Source organism: Undibacterium sp. RuTC16W, assembly GCF_049339445.1.
Lineage (GTDB): Bacteria > Pseudomonadota > Gammaproteobacteria > Burkholderiales > Burkholderiaceae_D > Undibacterium.
This window is the reverse complement of record NZ_JBMPPE010000012.1, coordinates 1-17,272: the sequence shown is the minus strand read 5'-3', so window position 1 is coordinate 17,272 and position 17,272 is coordinate 1. Positions and strand designations below refer to the sequence as shown.

The window sequence follows — 17,272 nt, the reverse complement described above, 5'->3', positions numbered from 1 at the left end:
TTACGCCGCTATTTTCAACATAGACTGTTGTGCGGCTTCACCAACCTTAAGGTCAAGAACATAGTCGTGAAAGCGTTCTAGTGTCACGTTATGCGCCACACTAACTATGGCGGTGTTTGGCAAGCTGCTGTGAATTAGCTCATACAGGGCTGCCTCGGTCGCATTGTCGAGCGCACTGGTGGCCTCATCCATGAACAGAAAGTCGGGTCTTGCCAGCAGCACGCGCGTAAAAGCAATGCGCTGCTGCTCACCACCAGACAGGCGGTGGTTCCAACGTGACACCGAGTGCAGCTCGTCCACCAGATGCGGCAAGTGGCAGGCGACCAAACATTGTTCGCAAATGCTGTCGTCAAAGGTATCGACAGACGCTGGGTAGCACAGCGCCTCTTTCAGCGGACCAGTCGGAATATAGATCTTTTGAGGCAAGAACATCATCTTCGCGTTCGCGGGTACCACCACGGTACCGCTGCCATATGGCCAGATCCCTGCAGCGGCTCGCAACAAGGTGCTTTTACCGACACCCGATGACCCGCGCACCAGCCAGCGCTCGCCGCGTGCCAGCGTCCAGTTGCCGATTGCTGCCAGCTTGTTTCCCTTCGGTAGTTCCAGTGTTAAGGAACTGATCTGCATTTCCAACTGCACGCCACTGCTCACGGTGACGCCGCTCACTTCCGGTTCATCGATACTCCGATTCAAGCCGATCAGACGCCGCGTCACCGCGGACCACGTGATCAATTGGGTATAACTGCTAGCGAACCAGGCGACCGACATGGACACCGACAGGAAGGCACCTTGTGATTGCATCAGCGTGCCGATAGTGACTTCGCCGGCGAACAGCTTGGGTGCCAACGCGTACATGGGAATCAAACTGCCGACAGTGGTCAAGGCCTGCGAGACGAAATTCATGCGCACGAAGTTGGACATCAGGTGAGACCAGTTCAGTCCGATCAGGTCGAAGAAATGCACAAGACGTTGACGCTCTACCGCCGCGCCCTGATAAAACGCGATCTGTTCGGCTGCTTCCCGTTGCTGAATCATCGCGAAACGGAAGTCCGCCTCCGCCTCCTGCTGTTTCATAGTGAGCGATGCCAAACGATGGCCGGCCCAATGAACGGCTCCCACCTGAAACGCGCCAAACAGCACGGCGATCCAAAACAAATATCCCGGAATACTGATACCCGCAACAACGAACGGTGTCGCGGCCTGCCACAAAACAACACCCATGAACACCACAGTGCCGGCGGTACCTAAGAAAGACAGCCCGAGTGTCATTGTTTGTTCAACAAATATTTTTACGTCCTCGGCAATCCGTTGGTCGGGGTTGTCCGCACTCTGGCGCCGCTCGATTCGATAATAGGCGTTGTCGGTCAGCCAGCGTTTGACGAAGAAATCCGTCAGCCCCCTACGCCAACGGATTTGAAGCCATTGACGTAACCATGTGTCAAATGTAGAGACCACGGCCATGGCCGCGGTTACGCTTAGTAGGACGGCAGACAGCTTCCAGAAATCGGGGGCATTGCGCTTTTCCAAGGCGTCGTAAAAATCCTTGATGAAGCCGGAATACCAGGCCCCCATGCCAGCGCCGCCGAGGACGGCCGCCAGTAACAGAATCAGCGCCACGAAGCCAGCCTTGCCTCCCGGTTCGGTCCAGTATGGTCGAAGTAGCCGCATCACCTCATTCGGTGGCAGTTTCGTTTCTTTTTTCATTGTCGTCCGATTAGTCGAATTTGTAGCGGAGCGTTAAATACAGTTCACGTGGTTGAACGACCGCGGCCGCGCCCTGGACACCTGAGCTAATGGTGTAGAGGCGCTTATCCGCTACATTTTTCACCCCAGCGATTGCTGACCAGTTCCGGTTGTCGTAACCTGCGCTGAGATCGGCGCGAACCTGACCTGGGTTGTGCGCAAAGAGTTGATCTTCATTGCGCATACTACGAGCATTAGCGCCAGCGCCTAGCCACCATTGCCCTAATTGCTCATCGCTGAATTTGTAGATGGCCCACAAATTGCCCTCGTGGCGGGCATATGGAACGTTGGCCTGATCCGTCGTCCCGGTATCTTTGGTGTTATAGCTGTAGGAGGCTCGCAAGCCAAATTGCCTGGTCAGTTCACCTGATACTTCCACCTCCGCGCCGCGCGAGCGCACGCCCGGCACTGAGATATAGCAGGGCATGCCACCACAGTCGATTTCGCTATGGAAAGGATCGGTGACCGCCACGTTCTTTTGGCGGATATCGAACAGCGAAATGGTAGTGGCGACTCGTCGGTTGAGCGACATGGCTTTGAAACCGATCTCGTATTGCTGGGCGTTCTCTGGGGGTACGGGATTGCCACCGAAGCTGGTGATGCCAAAGTTCGGTACAAAACCCTTCGAGACGTTGCCATAGAAAGAATGCTCATCGTCAAACCGGTACACGATTCCCAATGACGGCAGCAACTGCATCAGCTCACCTAGCACATCCATGGAGTTCTGGTCCGGATTGTAGGTGATCTGGCGAAGCCCCAACAAAGCCACCCATTGCTTCCAAGAAATTTGATCCAAGACCAGTGCACCCTGTTCTTTCGGCGCTAGTCCCGCGTTCAACTCCGGCCCGGGTACGCCCAGCATTGGGCCGAACTCGTCGGTGATATCAGTAACCCGTGCCGTCGCCATGTTTACTTTCCTGAGCGCCAGAGACTGGTTGTATTGGGTGATATGGTTGGACATATTGTCAAAGGCGAACAACAACTTGTGTTCCACAGGTCCGGTATCGATGGCACCGCGCAACTCAAGCTTAGCGGTTCGGGTATCGATGACGCTGCCATTGCGCAAGTGGAAAGAGAAGACTTCGGGAGCAGGCAAGCCGAAGACAGTGCCCAGTCCAGTGAAGTCCCTCACCGCGTCGCGGCGTTGCCGATCTGCCGTGTATTGGCCGGACAGCGTCCAGTTCTCGCCCAACCGCTGTTTGAAAGATACCGTAGCCACCTTACCCTTTATCTCGGTTCCGTTCTCGGCGGGACCGTAGCGGTACAGAGGCAGACTGGCGTTCAGTGCACCACCGAAAGCGAAGGTTTCAAGAGGTGGTGCGATCCGTCCAGCCTGGTATTCGTATTGCGTGGTGATCTCGGTGCCGATTTGCTTGTCGCGCCAGGTGAGGGAGGGCGAGATGTACGTCTTGCCGGGACCCTTGTAACCGACCATAGTGTCGCCTGAACGTGCCTCAGTCGCCACCAGCCGTGCCAGCCAGCGCTTGTCCTGAGTCAATGCTCGTCCGATATCGATCTCTACGTCCGCGTAGCCGTGACTACCCACTGTGCTGGCTAATTCCGTGATCGGTGCTACCTGCGGCGTCTTGGTAATGACGTTGATGAGCCCGCCATAACCAGTGGTCACCCCGGCGATAATGGCCTCTGGTCCTTTGACCACTTCGATCTTCTCCACCGCCATGATCGGAGGGTCATAGCTAACACCACTCACCGATAGATTCCCGTTTCGCATGACGCCAGCGGCGAAACCGCGCATGGAGAACGAACCATCGCCATTCAATTCGCTGACGCCGGCCACGTTGGCGACGGCGTCGCGCAGCGTGAACGCCTGCTGCTGCTTGATCAGCTCGTTGCTGACCGTAGTAACGGCCAAGGGCAGCGTCATTGGATCAGCATCGGTACGCGTACCGGTGCGAGCCAACTCCGATAAGTGGGATAAAGCCTTGCCCAGCACAACAACTTGTGCCATTGGCTCTGGAGTCACATCCAAGTCGACTGACTTGTCCATCACTTCCGAGCGAAAGATGACGATGGCACCGCTGATGTCTCGTCGTAGCTGCAGGTCTGTTCCCTCCAGCAAATGCTCCAAGGCCTGCTGATGATTCATGGCCCCCTGCGCACCTTTGCTCGCGCGACCTTTAAGATCCGCACTTTTGTAAACAATTTGCTGGCCTGTCAATGCGATATAAGCATCTATTGCCGTTTTTAAATCACTGGGCTGAATATTGAAACTCTGCGGATTGGCATGAACTGTCATTGATAGCAACAATGCCATGGTGCCAGCCGTCAACTTCATGAACCGAAAACTTCTTTTGGATTTTTTCACTGACCTCTCCCGAAACGAATTGTTGGCGGCTTTAGTGCCGCTATTCTATAGAGACGAGTGTCGATGAGTTTTCCCGTATGAAGGCAAGGAAAATGTAAAAATTAATTCATTGAAAGATAAATCTGATCGCCTTCAGCGCGCACCACCACACCAAATCCCGTGTGTATCAAGCGCACGAAGCCATCAACATTGTGAACATCCATTTTCCCACTTACCACTAGGGTGCCGGCATCACTTTTGACAACAAGTTGGCGACGGTTGTAGCGATTGAATTCAGCTGCGATTTCGGCTAACGATTTATTGTCGAATATCAGCACACTATCGCGCCAACTCAACTCTTGCTCCCTCATCTGTGAAGTCACTTTCGCTACGGTGGTTTTCCCCATCTCGGACACGGCGCTGTCGTTGCGCGCCAACATCGTCGATTTTGCAGCTCCTTTTAGTGTTGATGCATCGGCGGAATCTACCGCAACGCGACCCTCCACCACAACCACTCGGGTGACACCACCCTCATGTCGAACACTGAACTTTGTGCCGAGAACGGTAATTCGATCCTGGCCCGCAGTCACTACGAACGGATGCAGAGGATCGTGTTCTATCTCAAAGAAAGCCTCACCTTCATCCAGCCAAAATTTTCGCTCATCGCCATTGACTACCGCACGTGCACGAGTGCGCGTATTTAATATCACGTGTGAGCCGTCTTCTAAGGTCAGTTCCTGACGCGCTCCGACTGCCGTGACATAGCGCTCTTCACTTTGCTTTGTCTCGTTACCTCTGAACGCCAGGATTCCTATCAATGCCAAACCACATAAATAAGCCGCCTTGGTAACCAAGCGTATCCCAAGGCGCCGCGGCGCGACAATAGCCAGTGTCTGAATATCATCGATATTCCTTGCAGTTTCTGGTGGCAATCTGTGCATCTGGTTGGCGCGATTCCATGACTGGCGTAGGCGCAGCCATGCTACTCGATGTGCAGTATGCTGACTTAGCCAGACCTGCAACGTTGTCTCGTCTATAGGTGTCCAAGCTTCGACATTATCTTGTTTCGCTACCCAAGAGGCGGCTTCTGCCTCTATGACTTCATGATTGGCGGGGGTACGTAGAGTTTGCTTATTCATTAATTCTCCCTTCCACGACGCATGCGCTGCATCCAAGCGGTTGCAGCTTCAACCCCTTGTGCGTATAAGGTCTCTGCGAGTGCGCGCACTCCGATGGTAATTTGCTTTTCTACAGTTCCAATTGCTATGCCCAACTGTGTAGCAATATCCTTCTGCGAAAGACCTTCAATTTTGCGCAAGACCACTATCTCACGGCAACGCGGCGAGAGATCGTTCAGTGCCAGTTGTAGTAATCTCAATTCCTGTCGGGCGCTAGCAAACTGCTCGGGGCTAAAGTCACTCTCCAGCTGTTCTGGCAGGTCTGCCAAATCGGCAAAGGACTCAAATGACACCGCTTGAGCGCGGCGAACGCGATCCACAAGTAAATTTCGAGCGCAAGTAAATACGAACGCTGTAGTTGATTCGGGTAGACCATTGCACCGTGCCGATTCGTAGACGCGCACATAGATATCTTGCCGAATATCATGATGTTCGTCCGAATACCGCCAGTGCCTACGAAGAAGCCGCATGAGCGCCGGCTCCAAGGGGAGTACCTCACTACTGAACCAATTGTCAATAATGTCAATGGAGATCCCCCCCTGCTCACAGGGAATAAAGATACTTGGATGGGGTGAATAAGGACTCATATTAGGTGTTGACGAACAGCGTGCCCACTTCCTGTATGCAGTTTAAACTTTTTTGAACGATGGTGAAATAATGATCTATGCTTTAGCTGATGCCGTCGTTGCAGAAGAGGACGCGGTGACCGTGGCATTCGGTTTGATAGCATTCACTGTGAACAAGGCTGCATGTGCATTCGCCAACAAACTGGCAAGCATTTGTTATGCGACTTTGCGCGATGGAGAGGATTACAGAAGCATTCAACGATTAAACAAAAAAATAGAAAAAATTTCATATGGAATGCCAACTTGATCACATTATTTGAAATACTGATTTCCCCACCAGCCTTCGCGTAGAGATTAATCACCCATCATGGCACAACGGAGCGCAACCAGATAATCGAGCGCCGAAGGTGTTACAACTGCGCTTCCAGCAGCTTCACGCCTGCCAATCGTAACGACTGCAGGCTTATTCCATGCGCCATCAATATTGGTTAATTTCTTGTACTTTGGAGGGAATCTATATACAAAGGGTTAGGCTGCACTACGAGGTGCGTGAACGTACTTCGCTCACTGTAGCTGCAATGAGCCTGGCGCCGTACAAGCCGACGAGGACACCTGAGAGACGGTTCAGAGCCCGGTTGTGGCGCAGATACGCCCGCTGAACGTTTGGGCGGGACAGCAGCAGCGCGAGCGACGAGTGCCATACAACCGAGTTCGCGAACACCAGCAGCACGGCCAGAACGAGCATAGTGGGCGAGGGATTGGCCGACAATGACGTAGTGAAGACGCTCCCAAAGAACAACGCGGGCTTCGGGTTCAGTGCGCTGGTGGTGAAGCCCGCGCGAAACGCGGCCAAGCCCCCGAAAACAGGCGGTGTCGACGCGGTGGCCTGGTCACTCGCTAGCCAGAGCTTGAAAGCAAGGTAGATCAAGTACAGGCCACCGACACTTTGGGCGGCAAGCCTGACGGACGGGTGAGCCGTGAAAACGACACCAACCCCGGCCACCGCAAGTAATGCCCAAGCGAGCGTTCCGATCGTCATGCCGCCGACTGCGCACATTGCTTCCCTACGGCTACCCCCGGCGGCGAGTTGGCTGATGAGGACAAAGTTGACCCCCGGGATGATCAGGACAGCCCAATGTAGAACGGCAATTGCGAGAAGAGATGGGAGCATTTGTGCAGCCTAACTAGATATGTCCGTCACCGTGACGGGCGAATCGGACAATTGTCACATAACATTTTAAGAAAAAACTCTTAAAACTCCATTGCAGCTTGGCTTTCCAGCGATATTCTATACATTTAGTCAGTATTAAAACCATGAAAACCGTCACTGCGATTCCATTACATTCTTTCAAGCTTCTTGATCGTATCAAGGAAGCTATTCGATATAAGCATTACAGTTGAATGAGTGCGATCGGCCATGAAGAGACGGTCTCGCCAAGGTTACATCGAACGACCGCTTTTCGGCGACATAATTAGGTGAGCATCTATCCTCGGCTCCCAATCTCGCTTGGCGAGATTGGGAGCGCCTAAAAATGAGGCGTTAGCACTGCGTCGGCAGCGCAATGATCACTTAGCTACAGGCATGGAAAACTCCGCACCCTTTCCAATCGCATCAGGCCAGCGCTGCATTATGCTCTTGTAGCGCGTGTAGAAGCGGATCCCCTCTTCGCCGTAAGCATGATGATCACCAAAGAGAGAACGCTTCCAACCCCCGAAGCTATGCCATGCCATCGGTACGGGGATAGGAACGTTGATGCCAACCATACCGACCTTGATTCGGCGCGAGAATTCACGAGCAACAGCCCCACTTGTCGTGTAGCAGGAAACGCCATTCCCAAACTCGTGCGCGTTGATCATATTCACAGCACTGGATAGATCTGGCACTCGCACGATCGCAAGCACCGGACCGAAAATCTCGTCGCGGTAAATCGTCATATTGGTTGTAACATGATCGAACAGCGTAGCACCGAGAAAGAAGCCTTGTTCTCGTTCAGCCACCACAAAGCCGCGCCCGTCGACCAGCAACTTCGCACCTTCCTTGACGCCATTGGCAATATAGCTTTCGACCTTTTCCTTATGAGCAGCGGTGACCAGTGGGCCCATCTCGGACGTCTGATCAGTGCCGTCGCCAATGACAAGACTCTTCGCTCGGGCAGCGAGCTTCTCGACAAGCAGGTCCCCAACGTCTCCGACTGCGACCGCTACCGAAATCGCCATACAGCGTTCCCCCGCGGAGCCGTACGCAGCGCCGATCAGTGCATCAGTGGCTTGTTCGAGATCCGCGTCTGGCATTACTACTAGATGGTTTTTTGCGCCACCGAGCGCTTGGACGCGCTTGCCGAGCCTTGTTCCTTCGCTATATATATAGTGTGCGATGGGTGTGGATCCGACAAACGACAATGCGTCGACATTCGGATGCGCGATCAGTGCATCGACTGCAGTTTTGTCACCTTGGACGACATTAAAGACGCCCTTTGGAAGCCCTGCTTCTTGAAGGAGTTCGGCTAGCATGAGGCTGGCGGAAGGATCGCGTTCTGACGGTTTAAGGATAAATGTGTTGCCACACGCTATTGCTAGTGGGAACATCCACATCGGCACCATGACTGGGAAATTAAACGGCGTGATCCCCGCCACGACACCCATTGGTTGACGCAGGCTCCAATTGTCAATGCCACCGCCGATGTTGTCACTATGGCTTCCCTTCATTAGATGTGGAATACCACAGGCAAACTCGACAATCTCAATCCCACGCGTGACTTCACCCATTGCGTCGGAGTGAACCTTACCATGCTCTCGCGTAATCGTCGCTGCAAGCTCGGCATGGTGCCTGTCGAGCAGTTCCTTGAACTTGAACATGATACGGGATCGCTTCAACGGCGATGTTTCCGCCCATGCCGGAAACGCGGCTGTAGCCGCTTCTACAGCTGCATTTACCTCTGCAACCGTTGCTAGCGCCACTTGAGCAGCAATGCGACCGGTCGCAGGCTCGAAAACTGGAGCTGTGCGGGCAGACGTTACAACAGTGGTCTGCCCGTCAATATAATGGCCAATCGTCTTCATGATATTTACCTTTCTGAGTCAATTAACTGATTCACCGGCCATGTACTTACCAATGACCTGCTTTTCTGCCTGCTCCGCCGAAACTTCGTAGACAATTCGTCCTGCACTCATCACAACCACCCTATCCACGAGTGAGAGGAGTTCGTCGAGATCCTCCGATACGAGCAGAACACCAGCACCCGTATTACGGGCCTCCAATATTCGACGGTGCGTTTCTTCGCATGCCAGGAAGTCGAGACCGAATGTGGGATTCGATGCAATCAAAACACGCACGTCCTGAGAAAGCTCTCTGCCGAGTACCGCTCGCTGGACGTTGCCGCCCGATAGTGTGTTCATCCGAGAGTCGAGCCCTCCAGTCTTCACTTTGAATTGTTTGACCAAGTGTTGTGCTTGCTCCATGAGTGCCTTGCGGTCCAGGAATATGCCCTTTTGCAGCGGAGCGCGATCGAAGTTGCGCAGCGCAAGATTCTCAGATAGAGACATACTCGGTACGCATGCGTTCTTCAGAGGCTCCTGAGGCAACCCGTAGACTCCCAGACTTGCGATCTCGCTTCTGGTACCCCGGAAATCTGTACCGCGCACTTTTACCTCTCCAATGCGGTCGCGCTGCCCCATGAGGGCTTCCACCATCTCCATCTGGCCATTGCCCGACACGCCCGCAACTCCGACAATCTCTCCTTCATTGATGTCGAGATCTAAGCCTTTCACGGCGTCCAGACCAATGTCTCCCTTGACCGTCAGGTTTCGCACAGTAAAAACCGGGTTGTGTTTACATGCCGGACGGGCTCGACGTCCCGACTCCTGCGTCAGTGGAGCTCCGATCATTGCCTCAGCCATTTGACCATTGGTAAGACAATTGACCGGTCCGCTTCGTACCGCCGCCCCCCGACGCAATACTGTCACGTCGTCGGCATAGCGCCTGACCTCATCGAATTTGTGAGTGATCAGGATCGCGCTGAGCCGGCCCGATTCTGTAAGCTCGCGTACATAGCCAAGCACTTGTTCGGCCTCACCAGGTGTAAGAACGGAGGTCGGCTCATCGAGAATTAGTAAGCGCCGTCCGAGGTAAAGTTGCTTGATCAATTCGGCCTTCTGCTTCTCCCCAGCCGACAATTGAGACGTACGAACGTTGAGATCGATCGAGAATGGCAACGTCGTTGTTATTGAGGTCAGTCGCTCTAACTCGCGCCGCCAATCGATCAGCTTGGGTAACTTCGCACCACTGACGATCAGGTTTTCAGCGATCGTCATGGACGGGACCAACGTAAAGTGCTGATAAACCATGCCGATACCAAGAGCATCTGCGTCTTTAGGCGAGGCAATCTGCTTCAACTGGCCATCGACCGAGATCGCGCCCTCATCGGGTTGGTAGAAACCAACCAAACACTTTACAAGCGTACTCTTTCCCGCACCGTTCTCACCCAGTAACGCGTGAACGCTGCCTGCGCGGACTGCCAGCGAGACCTGGTTCAGCGCAGTTGTCGTCCCGAAGCGTTTCGTCATATTCGATAATTCGAGTTTTAGCGCACTCATGTGTTTCCCCTCATTTGATCGTTTGAGATCGATAGAAGCCGCTTAGCGGTGCAGTTTCAGTTCGCCTGGTGCATCGACGAATGGCGCGGACCGCGATGTCGATGCGATCATGATGGCAAGCGTCAAAACGTATGGTGCCGCGTTGAAGAGGTAGTAGTAACCGGTAATTCCCATGCCTTGTAGCGCCGGCCCGATCGCACCGGCTCCGCCAAACAGCAACGAGGCGCCGAGCGCGCGCAGTGAACGCCAGCGAGCGAAAATGACGAGGGCCACAGCCATGATTCCTTGCCCGCTGGATAGTCCTTCACTCCAACTTCCGGGATATGACAGAGAAAGGAAGCTTCCGCCCACTCCCGCCAAGAAGCCTCCTGCCATCGTTGCGAAGATTCGTGTCCTAAGAACGGGAAAGCCTAGGGCCCGCGCTGCGTCTTCGCTATCTCCTACTGTACGCAGCATCAGTCCCCATCCAGTTCGGTTCAGAAAAAGATACACGATGAATGCGAGCGCGATACCGATAAAGAACAGGGCATTTACATCCAACGCGGCTCGGACTTGCGACATGTCCGACCAGAATCCTAGATTAATGGTTGGCAGTGAGGGCGCCTTGGGCTCAACAAAAGGTTTACCCCAAAAAAAAGCCAAACCGGTACCGAGAACCATGAGGCTGATTCCTATGGCAGTATCGTTCACCCGCTTGATGCTGCACAGCAGACCGTGAAGTAAGCCGAATAGCATCCCTGCGAAACCAGCCGTCAGCACGCCAAGCCATGGCGAACCACTGAGATAGGACACCGCGTATCCGGCCATCGCGCCGAGCACAAGGTTGCCTTCCAGTCCCAAGTTGATGCGGCCGGATTTTTCAGTGATGCACTCGCCCAGACTCACGAAAATGAAAGGGGTGGAGACTCGAATAGCGCCACCAACAATTGCTAGCGGCAAACTGGCCCAGCCGATAGAGGTTATGTCCATGGGTCAGCTCCGTTTGGACTCGTTAAACGTTTGTGCGAATGCATCACCGACGAGTACGCACGCGAAAATTAGGCCTTGAAACACTAGGATGGTGGCGTCCGGAAGGTCCAGTCGCCTTTGCAGTAGGCTGCCGCTCGCTTGCAGGCCCCCGATCAGGCACGCGACCGGGATAATGGCAAGTGGGTGGTGCCGAGAAAGAAAGGCGACGAGAATACCGCTGTTTCCGTAGCCGACAATGAGTGAAGAATTTGCCGTTCCCTGAACAGCGGTCACTTCAATAGCGCCGGCCAGTCCAGCAAACCCTCCCGCAATCGCGGTGGTACCAATCACCCAGCGATTCACAGATAGGCCAACCATTTTCGCGACTTTCGCGCTCCCGCCGACAACCCGGAGTGAGAAGCCCAGAATGGTGTAGCGCAATACAAAATATGTCAGTAAAGCGAGGGCTGCACTAATGATCAGACCGACATGGACGTTCACTCCCGGGATCACCGGAAGCATGTAAGCGGCATCAATGGGATGGGTAGACGGCTTGTCGAGGCTCGCCGGATCGCGTAATGGTCCCTCGGTCAGATGGTGGAAAATTGCAAGCGCTATGTAGGAGAGAAGTAAGCTGGATATTGTCTCATTTAGACCGCGATACTGACGGAGCACGCCTGCGATCCCGAACCATACGCCGCCAACAACCGCGCCAGCGCAAAGCATCACGATCTGCATTGGCAATGGTGCCGCGCCGGAGAACGGCAGCGAGATGACGGCTCCAGCCAAGCCGCCTAGTACCAGAGCTCCTTCGCCACCAATGATCACTATCCCTGCCTGCGCGGGAAGAGCTACCGCTAGCCCCACTAAAATCAAGGGAGCAGCACGCGCCAAAGTGTCTTGCCATGCGAAGCCACTGCCAAACCCTCCTTGATAGATCAGGCTGAATACCTCAAGCGGGTTCTTTCCATGAAATGCGACAAATCCTGCGAACAGCGTCGAAGCAATTAGTACTGCCACGATTGGAAGAACCACGCTGACTTGGAGTGGGGTCGGCCGCCCAAATAGGTTAGCCGCCCTCATACTGATGGTCTGATTCATTGCCACTCCTACACTTCGCCCACTACACCGTCGACGAAGTAGTTAATTGAATCGAGTGCTCTGTCGTTGTCGCGATACACAGTGCCAGCCGGGATGACGACGTTACCCTTGTTGTCCTTGAGCGGACCAGCATAGATTACACGAGCGCCGGACAGCAATTCCGCGCGAATTTGCTCGGCAGCAGCACGTGCTTTCGGAGAAACTGCGTTTCCGAACAAAGTATTCTTCACAAACTTCTCGGACATTCCGCCTCGGAGATAGTGAACTGGTTTCTGACCCGCTCGAATACCCTTCACGAATTCCATATATGGCACAATCCAATTCCATTCCGCGCCAGTGAGGAACCCTTTCGGCGCGACGTTTGCCTGGCTGGAGTGATAGCCGATCGACATGACCCCCCGCTTCTCCGCAGTTTCGACGACGACCTTTGGACTGTCCACGTTACAAGCGATAACATCGACCCCCTGGTCGGCGAGCGAGTTAGCCGATTCGGCCTCCCGCACTGGCAGCACCCAATCACCCGTGAAAATTACTTGCACTTGAATTGCCGGGTCAACGGATCGAGCACCGATGGTGAATGCGTTGATACTCCGGATAAGATTAGGCGTTGGCTTGGCCGCAACTACACCAAGCTTCCTCGTCTTCGTCATATGCCCTGCGACTACGCCGGACATATACTGAGCTGCAAAAATGTAACCATAGAAGGTACCAATGTTCTCCGGCATACCGGGCGTCCAGAGCCCACCCGCATGGGCGAACGTAACATCTGGGTATTTCTTCGCCAACTCCTGAACGTGGGGCTTGAAGTAGCCGAATGAAGTCGCAATCACCAGCTTCGCTCCATCCTGCCGGATCATGCCTTCCATGCTACGCTGCGCAGCTATCGTCTCAGGAACACGCTCTTCCTCGACGACCTTAATTCCAGGAACCTTTTTTAGCTCTGCTGCTGCGAGCGCATGAGACTGGTTATAACCATAGTCCTGCTTAGAGCCGGAGTACAAGATCCCCACTACAAGCGGGGACTCCGCTGCATGAACGAATTCACTCGTAAAAGCACAGGGTACGGCGCCGGACGCCGCGAGGAGTTTTAAAAAAGTGCGACGGTCAAGAGAATTCGAACTCATGATGATCTCCGAATGTAGAAGTTGGGGGGGATGTGTTAGTGCAAGACAGTTAAATCAATATTCAAATAGAGGTGCCACGAGACCTGGCGCATTGCATCGAATGAGGTCTGACTCTAATTCTAGTTTCTCGCCAACGGAGAGCTGTCGGATCGGCGCGCGGACCGAACCACCTGCAAGCCCGATGAGATCGCACCAATGCTTTAACGCTGCGTTTGGCATGTGACCACGCATAAGTGGATTCATCACCCATTTATTAAATACAGCTCGCAATGGAGCCAACGCATTGAATTCTTCTCGTACCAATGCGGCATCTACACCCGCGTCTAGACGCCCTATGTAGTGGGCGATAGGGCAGTTTCCTGGGACTTGATACAAGTAAGGCTCCGGATCGGCATACAGAATTGGTTGACCATGTTCTACTCGGCTCTGAAAATAGTGCTCTTCCAGTGGGTCAGACACGATCACGCCGTTGCGAGCTGCAAGGCGAAGGGCAAGGTTCTCATCGTAGGCTGTAGTCTTCAGTAGTGTGATCTGGGGGAGATCGCATAGCTGTCCGAAGGATTCAGGCGACAGAGCACTACCGGCGGCAGTCGCCGCATTGAAGAGTACGATGGGCATGTCGAGGTACTCGCAAACGAGTCTAAAATATGTGGCTTGCTGCTCCTCCGACCGTGGACCCGTGGTCGGAACCATCAGAACGGCATGATCGACGCCAATAGCCTTAGCATGCTTCCCCAGAGCCAATGTCTCGTTGAAGGAGGTACCCGAGATAACTACCGACACCCCCAGTCTCCCCGCTCCCTCATCACAGAGGATCTCTACGACGCGCTTCCGTTCTTCGATCGTCAATGACCAAACCTCTCCGACCAAACCATTGCAGAAAACGCCACGCAATCCAATCTCGATGTAACGCCTGACATTACTGCGCAGACCGACCTCATCCAATTCAAGCGAGGGCAGAAAGGGCGTTGGAATAGCAGCCCACACTGGAGTGGGAACATTGTTAATGTTGCTGGAAGTCATTGAATCCGCCTATGCTTTATTAATGTTCATCCTATTTATACTATTTATCATGATAGATAGGATTGACATGATTGTATATACTGACTTTTTAAAAGTCAAGGAAGTGTTGCCATGCCTATCCTGGCGCAATGCGGACATTATTAAGAACCTAAAGGAGTTAAGAAAAATGCTCACGAGCATGACCCTGGTCCCCACACCCACCCGCCTCAAGCAGGCGAAACGCGCCGACTTAGTTAACGAAGACATCAAGCGCCTGATCACGTTGCGCAACCTAAAACCGGGTGACCGGCTTCCGAATGAGAGGGATCTGCAAGAACTCTTTTCTGTAAGCAAGAGTACAATCCGAGAAGCCCTGAAGTCCCTGGAGGTTCAAGGACTTATCACCGTGAGCACTGGACCTTCAGGAGGGGGGACTATACGTGAAGTGCCATTGGACAGAACGCTGCAGCTCATGCAGAATTACCTGTTTTTCAAGGACGTCAGCATGAAGGACGTCTATGCAGCACGGCGTTTGCTTGAGCCCGAACTGGCGGCCGGAGCAGTACCATTTCTCACAGATGAACAGCTGGATGCGCTTGCCGCCAACATCGAGACGTGTCAGCCGACGCCTCAAGGCAATGGCAACTTGTTGAGTCAGCGGCAGGCGGATCTGGATTTCCACGACATCCTCGCAGCAGCTAACCCCGACGCGTTTCTACGATTCATTTGCCAGTTAATTAATGAGTTGCTCAGGAAGCTGGTGGTATTTAGCACTGAGACGCCAGCGGAAGAACATGTCAAGTTCGGTTGCGCGAACGTGCGCTGCCATGCTGCAATCGCTGAGGCGGCTCGCCGGCGCGACGTTGAAAAAGTTCGTGAGTTGATGCGAGAGCATATGGAAGAAGCTTCCAGTTATGTCACCCGTCTTAATGGCCGGCTCGACGGACGCCTCATACTCGATTCGGAGATGGTGCCTCAATTGCGAAAACTTGCCCCTCGCTAGTCATTGGTGCCCGGTCGAACGCAACATCTTAGCTAAAAGCTTTTGCTGGAAAAGCTCCGTAAATGCGCCGCAGCCACCGGTAGATCCTTGAGAAATGACAATGATCAAGGCGCTGCCTACCCTCTCAGAAGGATTGCAAGAAGCCATTCTTGGCGCCTTGGATCAAGTAAGTGCTGCGGTCTTCGAGCCAACTTCTCCTCGGATCAGGCATGCTCGCGGCGAGGGCAAGGTGATCCGTGCGCTTTAGTTCGAGTATCTCGAACGCTGCCCAGACATCCTGAAACGCGATTCGCCACGCTGACAGCTGTCGGTTCGAGTTTGCGGCAGTCGTGTTGGTCTTCAAAGCGGACGCGCGCCCACAATCCGGGCGCCATTTGCTAATCGGCGATAAATGCCGCAGACCGGACACTCGGCTGCATCGGCGTGTCTGCCCCCTGATGTCCAGATCGCAACTATGCTCAGGTGACATTTGAATTTTGGCGCCGGCCCCTATTGCGGTAGCCGTTGGAGCCAGAATTATCTACGCATAGTTATAGCGCCTGCAAGAAACTCCAGAGCGAGTCCGTTGCCGGGAACCCGACGCACGTAGTTGGCAAACGTGATCGCAGGGGTCGATTGGCAGCGGTTGTCGGCAGAACCTCCGGCGTATTGGCAGTTGTAAACGTCGCTCAGCTTGGCTAATATTGCCAATGGGTTTGCTCAGCGAACTGACTCACCCCCAACACGATCCCGCCGTGATATAACAAGTATGGGCATTGCTCGAGCAAGCCGAGAAAGCCAAACAACTGCAGGCGCAGAACGATACCAAGCTGGCAGAGAAGGACTTCAAAATTGTGGTGCTCATGCTGGAACTGGCGCACTACCGCCGTATCCGCTTCGGCAACAAGAGCGAAGAGTTCAGCGGCGAGCAGCGCGAACTATTTGAAGAGACTGTTGATGCCGATCTATTGGTGATCTAGGTCGAACTGAGACCACAGGACAATGCACAGGACGGCGAGACACCAAAGCGCAAGCGCAGCGGCGCAAGCCGCCAGCCACTGCCGGCGGAACTGCCGCAAGCGGCGCACTGTCATGAACCGGCGTCTTGCCAGTGCGACGCTTGCGGCAAGGGCATGGTGCTGATCGACGAAGACATAAGTGAGCGGCTGGCAGAACTATTCAGGAAGCGTCCCTGTTTGCGCGCCAACAATGTTTTGCGCAATCCTCAAGTATTTACCCGATCCAACTCGCCGATTTCGCTGCATTTACCCTCAATCGAATTCAACTAATTGCCGGCAAAAGGGAACGTAGCCTGCTTGATACTGAAATGCTTCAGATTCTGTCGCCGCTACTACGTAAACATCGAACGAAAAATAACGACTATAGGCCATAGGGGCCACTAATTACACTTGCTGACACCCGTCCAAATGGATCGTTCCCAAAGTCGGAGAACTAAACGGATCACCGTCGTAATACTTTTTAAGTCCGACATAAACCTCATGCCAACATATGAAATTCAGGGATGAATTTAAGCACTCTAATGATATGGGTGTCTGCTGAATTGCTACATTTCAGGAGAAGCTCAGTCGGACGCTACCAAGTAAAGTCATCGGGGATCTGGAAGGCGGCATACGGATCGTCCGCATCGATTTCGGTCGTCGTTTTCTTCACCTGTATCACAATTGAGGCATCGCGCTCGGCGATTTTGTCCGCGATAATCCGGGGCA

At 53.7% G+C, this 17,272-nt stretch carries 15 protein-coding genes; 3 read left to right on the top strand and 12 right to left on the bottom strand.

All coding sequences use genetic code 11. The features are described 5' to 3' along the window. The 4 genes from ACO0K4_RS18085 to ACO0K4_RS18070 form a co-directional block, all read right to left on the bottom strand. The gene (locus ACO0K4_RS18085; protein ID WP_422958073.1) at positions 1-1,707 is read right to left on the bottom strand and encodes an ABC transporter ATP-binding protein/permease; all 1,707 of its coding nucleotides are present in this window, start codon (positions 1,705-1,707) and stop codon (positions 1-3) included. A gap of 10 nt (positions 1,708-1,717) precedes the next feature. Beyond that, positions 1,718-4,072, bottom strand: coding sequence for a TonB-dependent siderophore receptor (locus ACO0K4_RS18080; RefSeq protein WP_422958072.1), 2,355 nt, complete (start codon positions 4,070-4,072; stop codon positions 1,718-1,720). 101 nt (positions 4,073-4,173) lie between these two features. After that, entirely contained in the window at positions 4,174-5,190 is a 1,017-nt protein-coding gene (locus ACO0K4_RS18075) for a FecR family protein (RefSeq protein ID WP_422958071.1), read from the bottom strand. Continuing rightward, positions 5,190-5,699, bottom strand: coding sequence for an RNA polymerase sigma factor (locus ACO0K4_RS18070; RefSeq protein ID WP_422958070.1), 510 nt, complete (start codon positions 5,697-5,699; stop codon positions 5,190-5,192). Before ACO0K4_RS18070 ends, ACO0K4_RS18075 begins: the two co-directional genes overlap by 1 nt. Before the next feature lie 187 nt (positions 5,700-5,886). Here ACO0K4_RS18070 and ACO0K4_RS18065 point away from each other — a divergent pair, with 187 nt between their 5' ends. Then, positions 5,887-6,102 carry a hypothetical protein gene (locus ACO0K4_RS18065; RefSeq protein ID WP_422958069.1) on the top strand — a complete coding sequence of 72 codons (216 nt, stop codon included), beginning with the start codon at positions 5,887-5,889 and terminating at the stop codon, positions 6,100-6,102. Positions 6,103-6,333: 231 nt separating this feature from the next. On the opposite strand, the gene ACO0K4_RS18060 is transcribed toward ACO0K4_RS18065, so the two are convergent. From ACO0K4_RS18060 to ACO0K4_RS18030, 7 genes are all read right to left on the bottom strand, one after another. Next, positions 6,334-6,966, bottom strand: a complete 633-nt coding sequence (locus ACO0K4_RS18060; RefSeq protein ID WP_422958068.1) for a LysE family translocator — start codon at positions 6,964-6,966, stop codon at positions 6,334-6,336. Between the two features lie 395 nt (positions 6,967-7,361). After that, a complete protein-coding gene (locus ACO0K4_RS18055; protein WP_422958067.1) occupies positions 7,362-8,855 on the bottom strand; it encodes a CoA-acylating methylmalonate-semialdehyde dehydrogenase in 1,494 nt (497 codons plus the stop codon). 18 nt (positions 8,856-8,873) lie between these two features. After that, entirely contained in the window at positions 8,874-10,388 is a 1,515-nt protein-coding gene (locus tag ACO0K4_RS18050; protein ID WP_422958066.1) for an ABC transporter ATP-binding protein, read from the bottom strand. A gap of 42 nt (positions 10,389-10,430) precedes the next feature. After that, positions 10,431-11,357: an ABC transporter permease gene (locus tag ACO0K4_RS18045; RefSeq protein WP_422958065.1), complete on the bottom strand. Its 927-nt coding sequence runs from the start codon at positions 11,355-11,357 to the stop codon at positions 10,431-10,433. Positions 11,358-11,360: 3 nt separating this feature from the next. Beyond that, positions 11,361-12,437, bottom strand: a complete 1,077-nt coding sequence (locus ACO0K4_RS18040; RefSeq protein WP_422958064.1) for an ABC transporter permease — start codon at positions 12,435-12,437, stop codon at positions 11,361-11,363. A gap of 8 nt (positions 12,438-12,445) precedes the next feature. Beyond that, a complete protein-coding gene (locus ACO0K4_RS18035) occupies positions 12,446-13,561 on the bottom strand; it encodes a BMP family ABC transporter substrate-binding protein (RefSeq protein WP_422958063.1) in 1,116 nt (371 codons plus the stop codon). A gap of 54 nt (positions 13,562-13,615) precedes the next feature. Next, positions 13,616-14,584, bottom strand: a complete 969-nt coding sequence (locus ACO0K4_RS18030) for a dihydrodipicolinate synthase family protein (RefSeq protein ID WP_422958062.1) — start codon at positions 14,582-14,584, stop codon at positions 13,616-13,618. Positions 14,585-14,750: 166 nt separating this feature from the next. Between ACO0K4_RS18030 and ACO0K4_RS18025 the strand changes: the two genes are divergently transcribed. Together ACO0K4_RS18025 and ACO0K4_RS18020 are read left to right on the top strand one after the other, a co-directional pair. Next, a complete protein-coding gene (locus tag ACO0K4_RS18025; protein ID WP_422958162.1) occupies positions 14,751-15,566 on the top strand; it encodes a FadR/GntR family transcriptional regulator in 816 nt (271 codons plus the stop codon). A gap of 755 nt (positions 15,567-16,321) precedes the next feature. Then, the gene (locus tag ACO0K4_RS18020) at positions 16,322-16,525 is read left to right on the top strand and encodes a transposase domain-containing protein (RefSeq protein ID WP_422958061.1); all 204 of its coding nucleotides are present in this window, start codon (positions 16,322-16,324) and stop codon (positions 16,523-16,525) included. Between the two features lie 613 nt (positions 16,526-17,138). Here the strand turns inward: ACO0K4_RS18020 and ACO0K4_RS18015 are convergent. Beyond that, positions 17,139-17,272: DUF2058 family protein (locus ACO0K4_RS18015; protein WP_422958161.1), on the bottom strand; the 134-nt coding region annotated here is incomplete at its 5' end.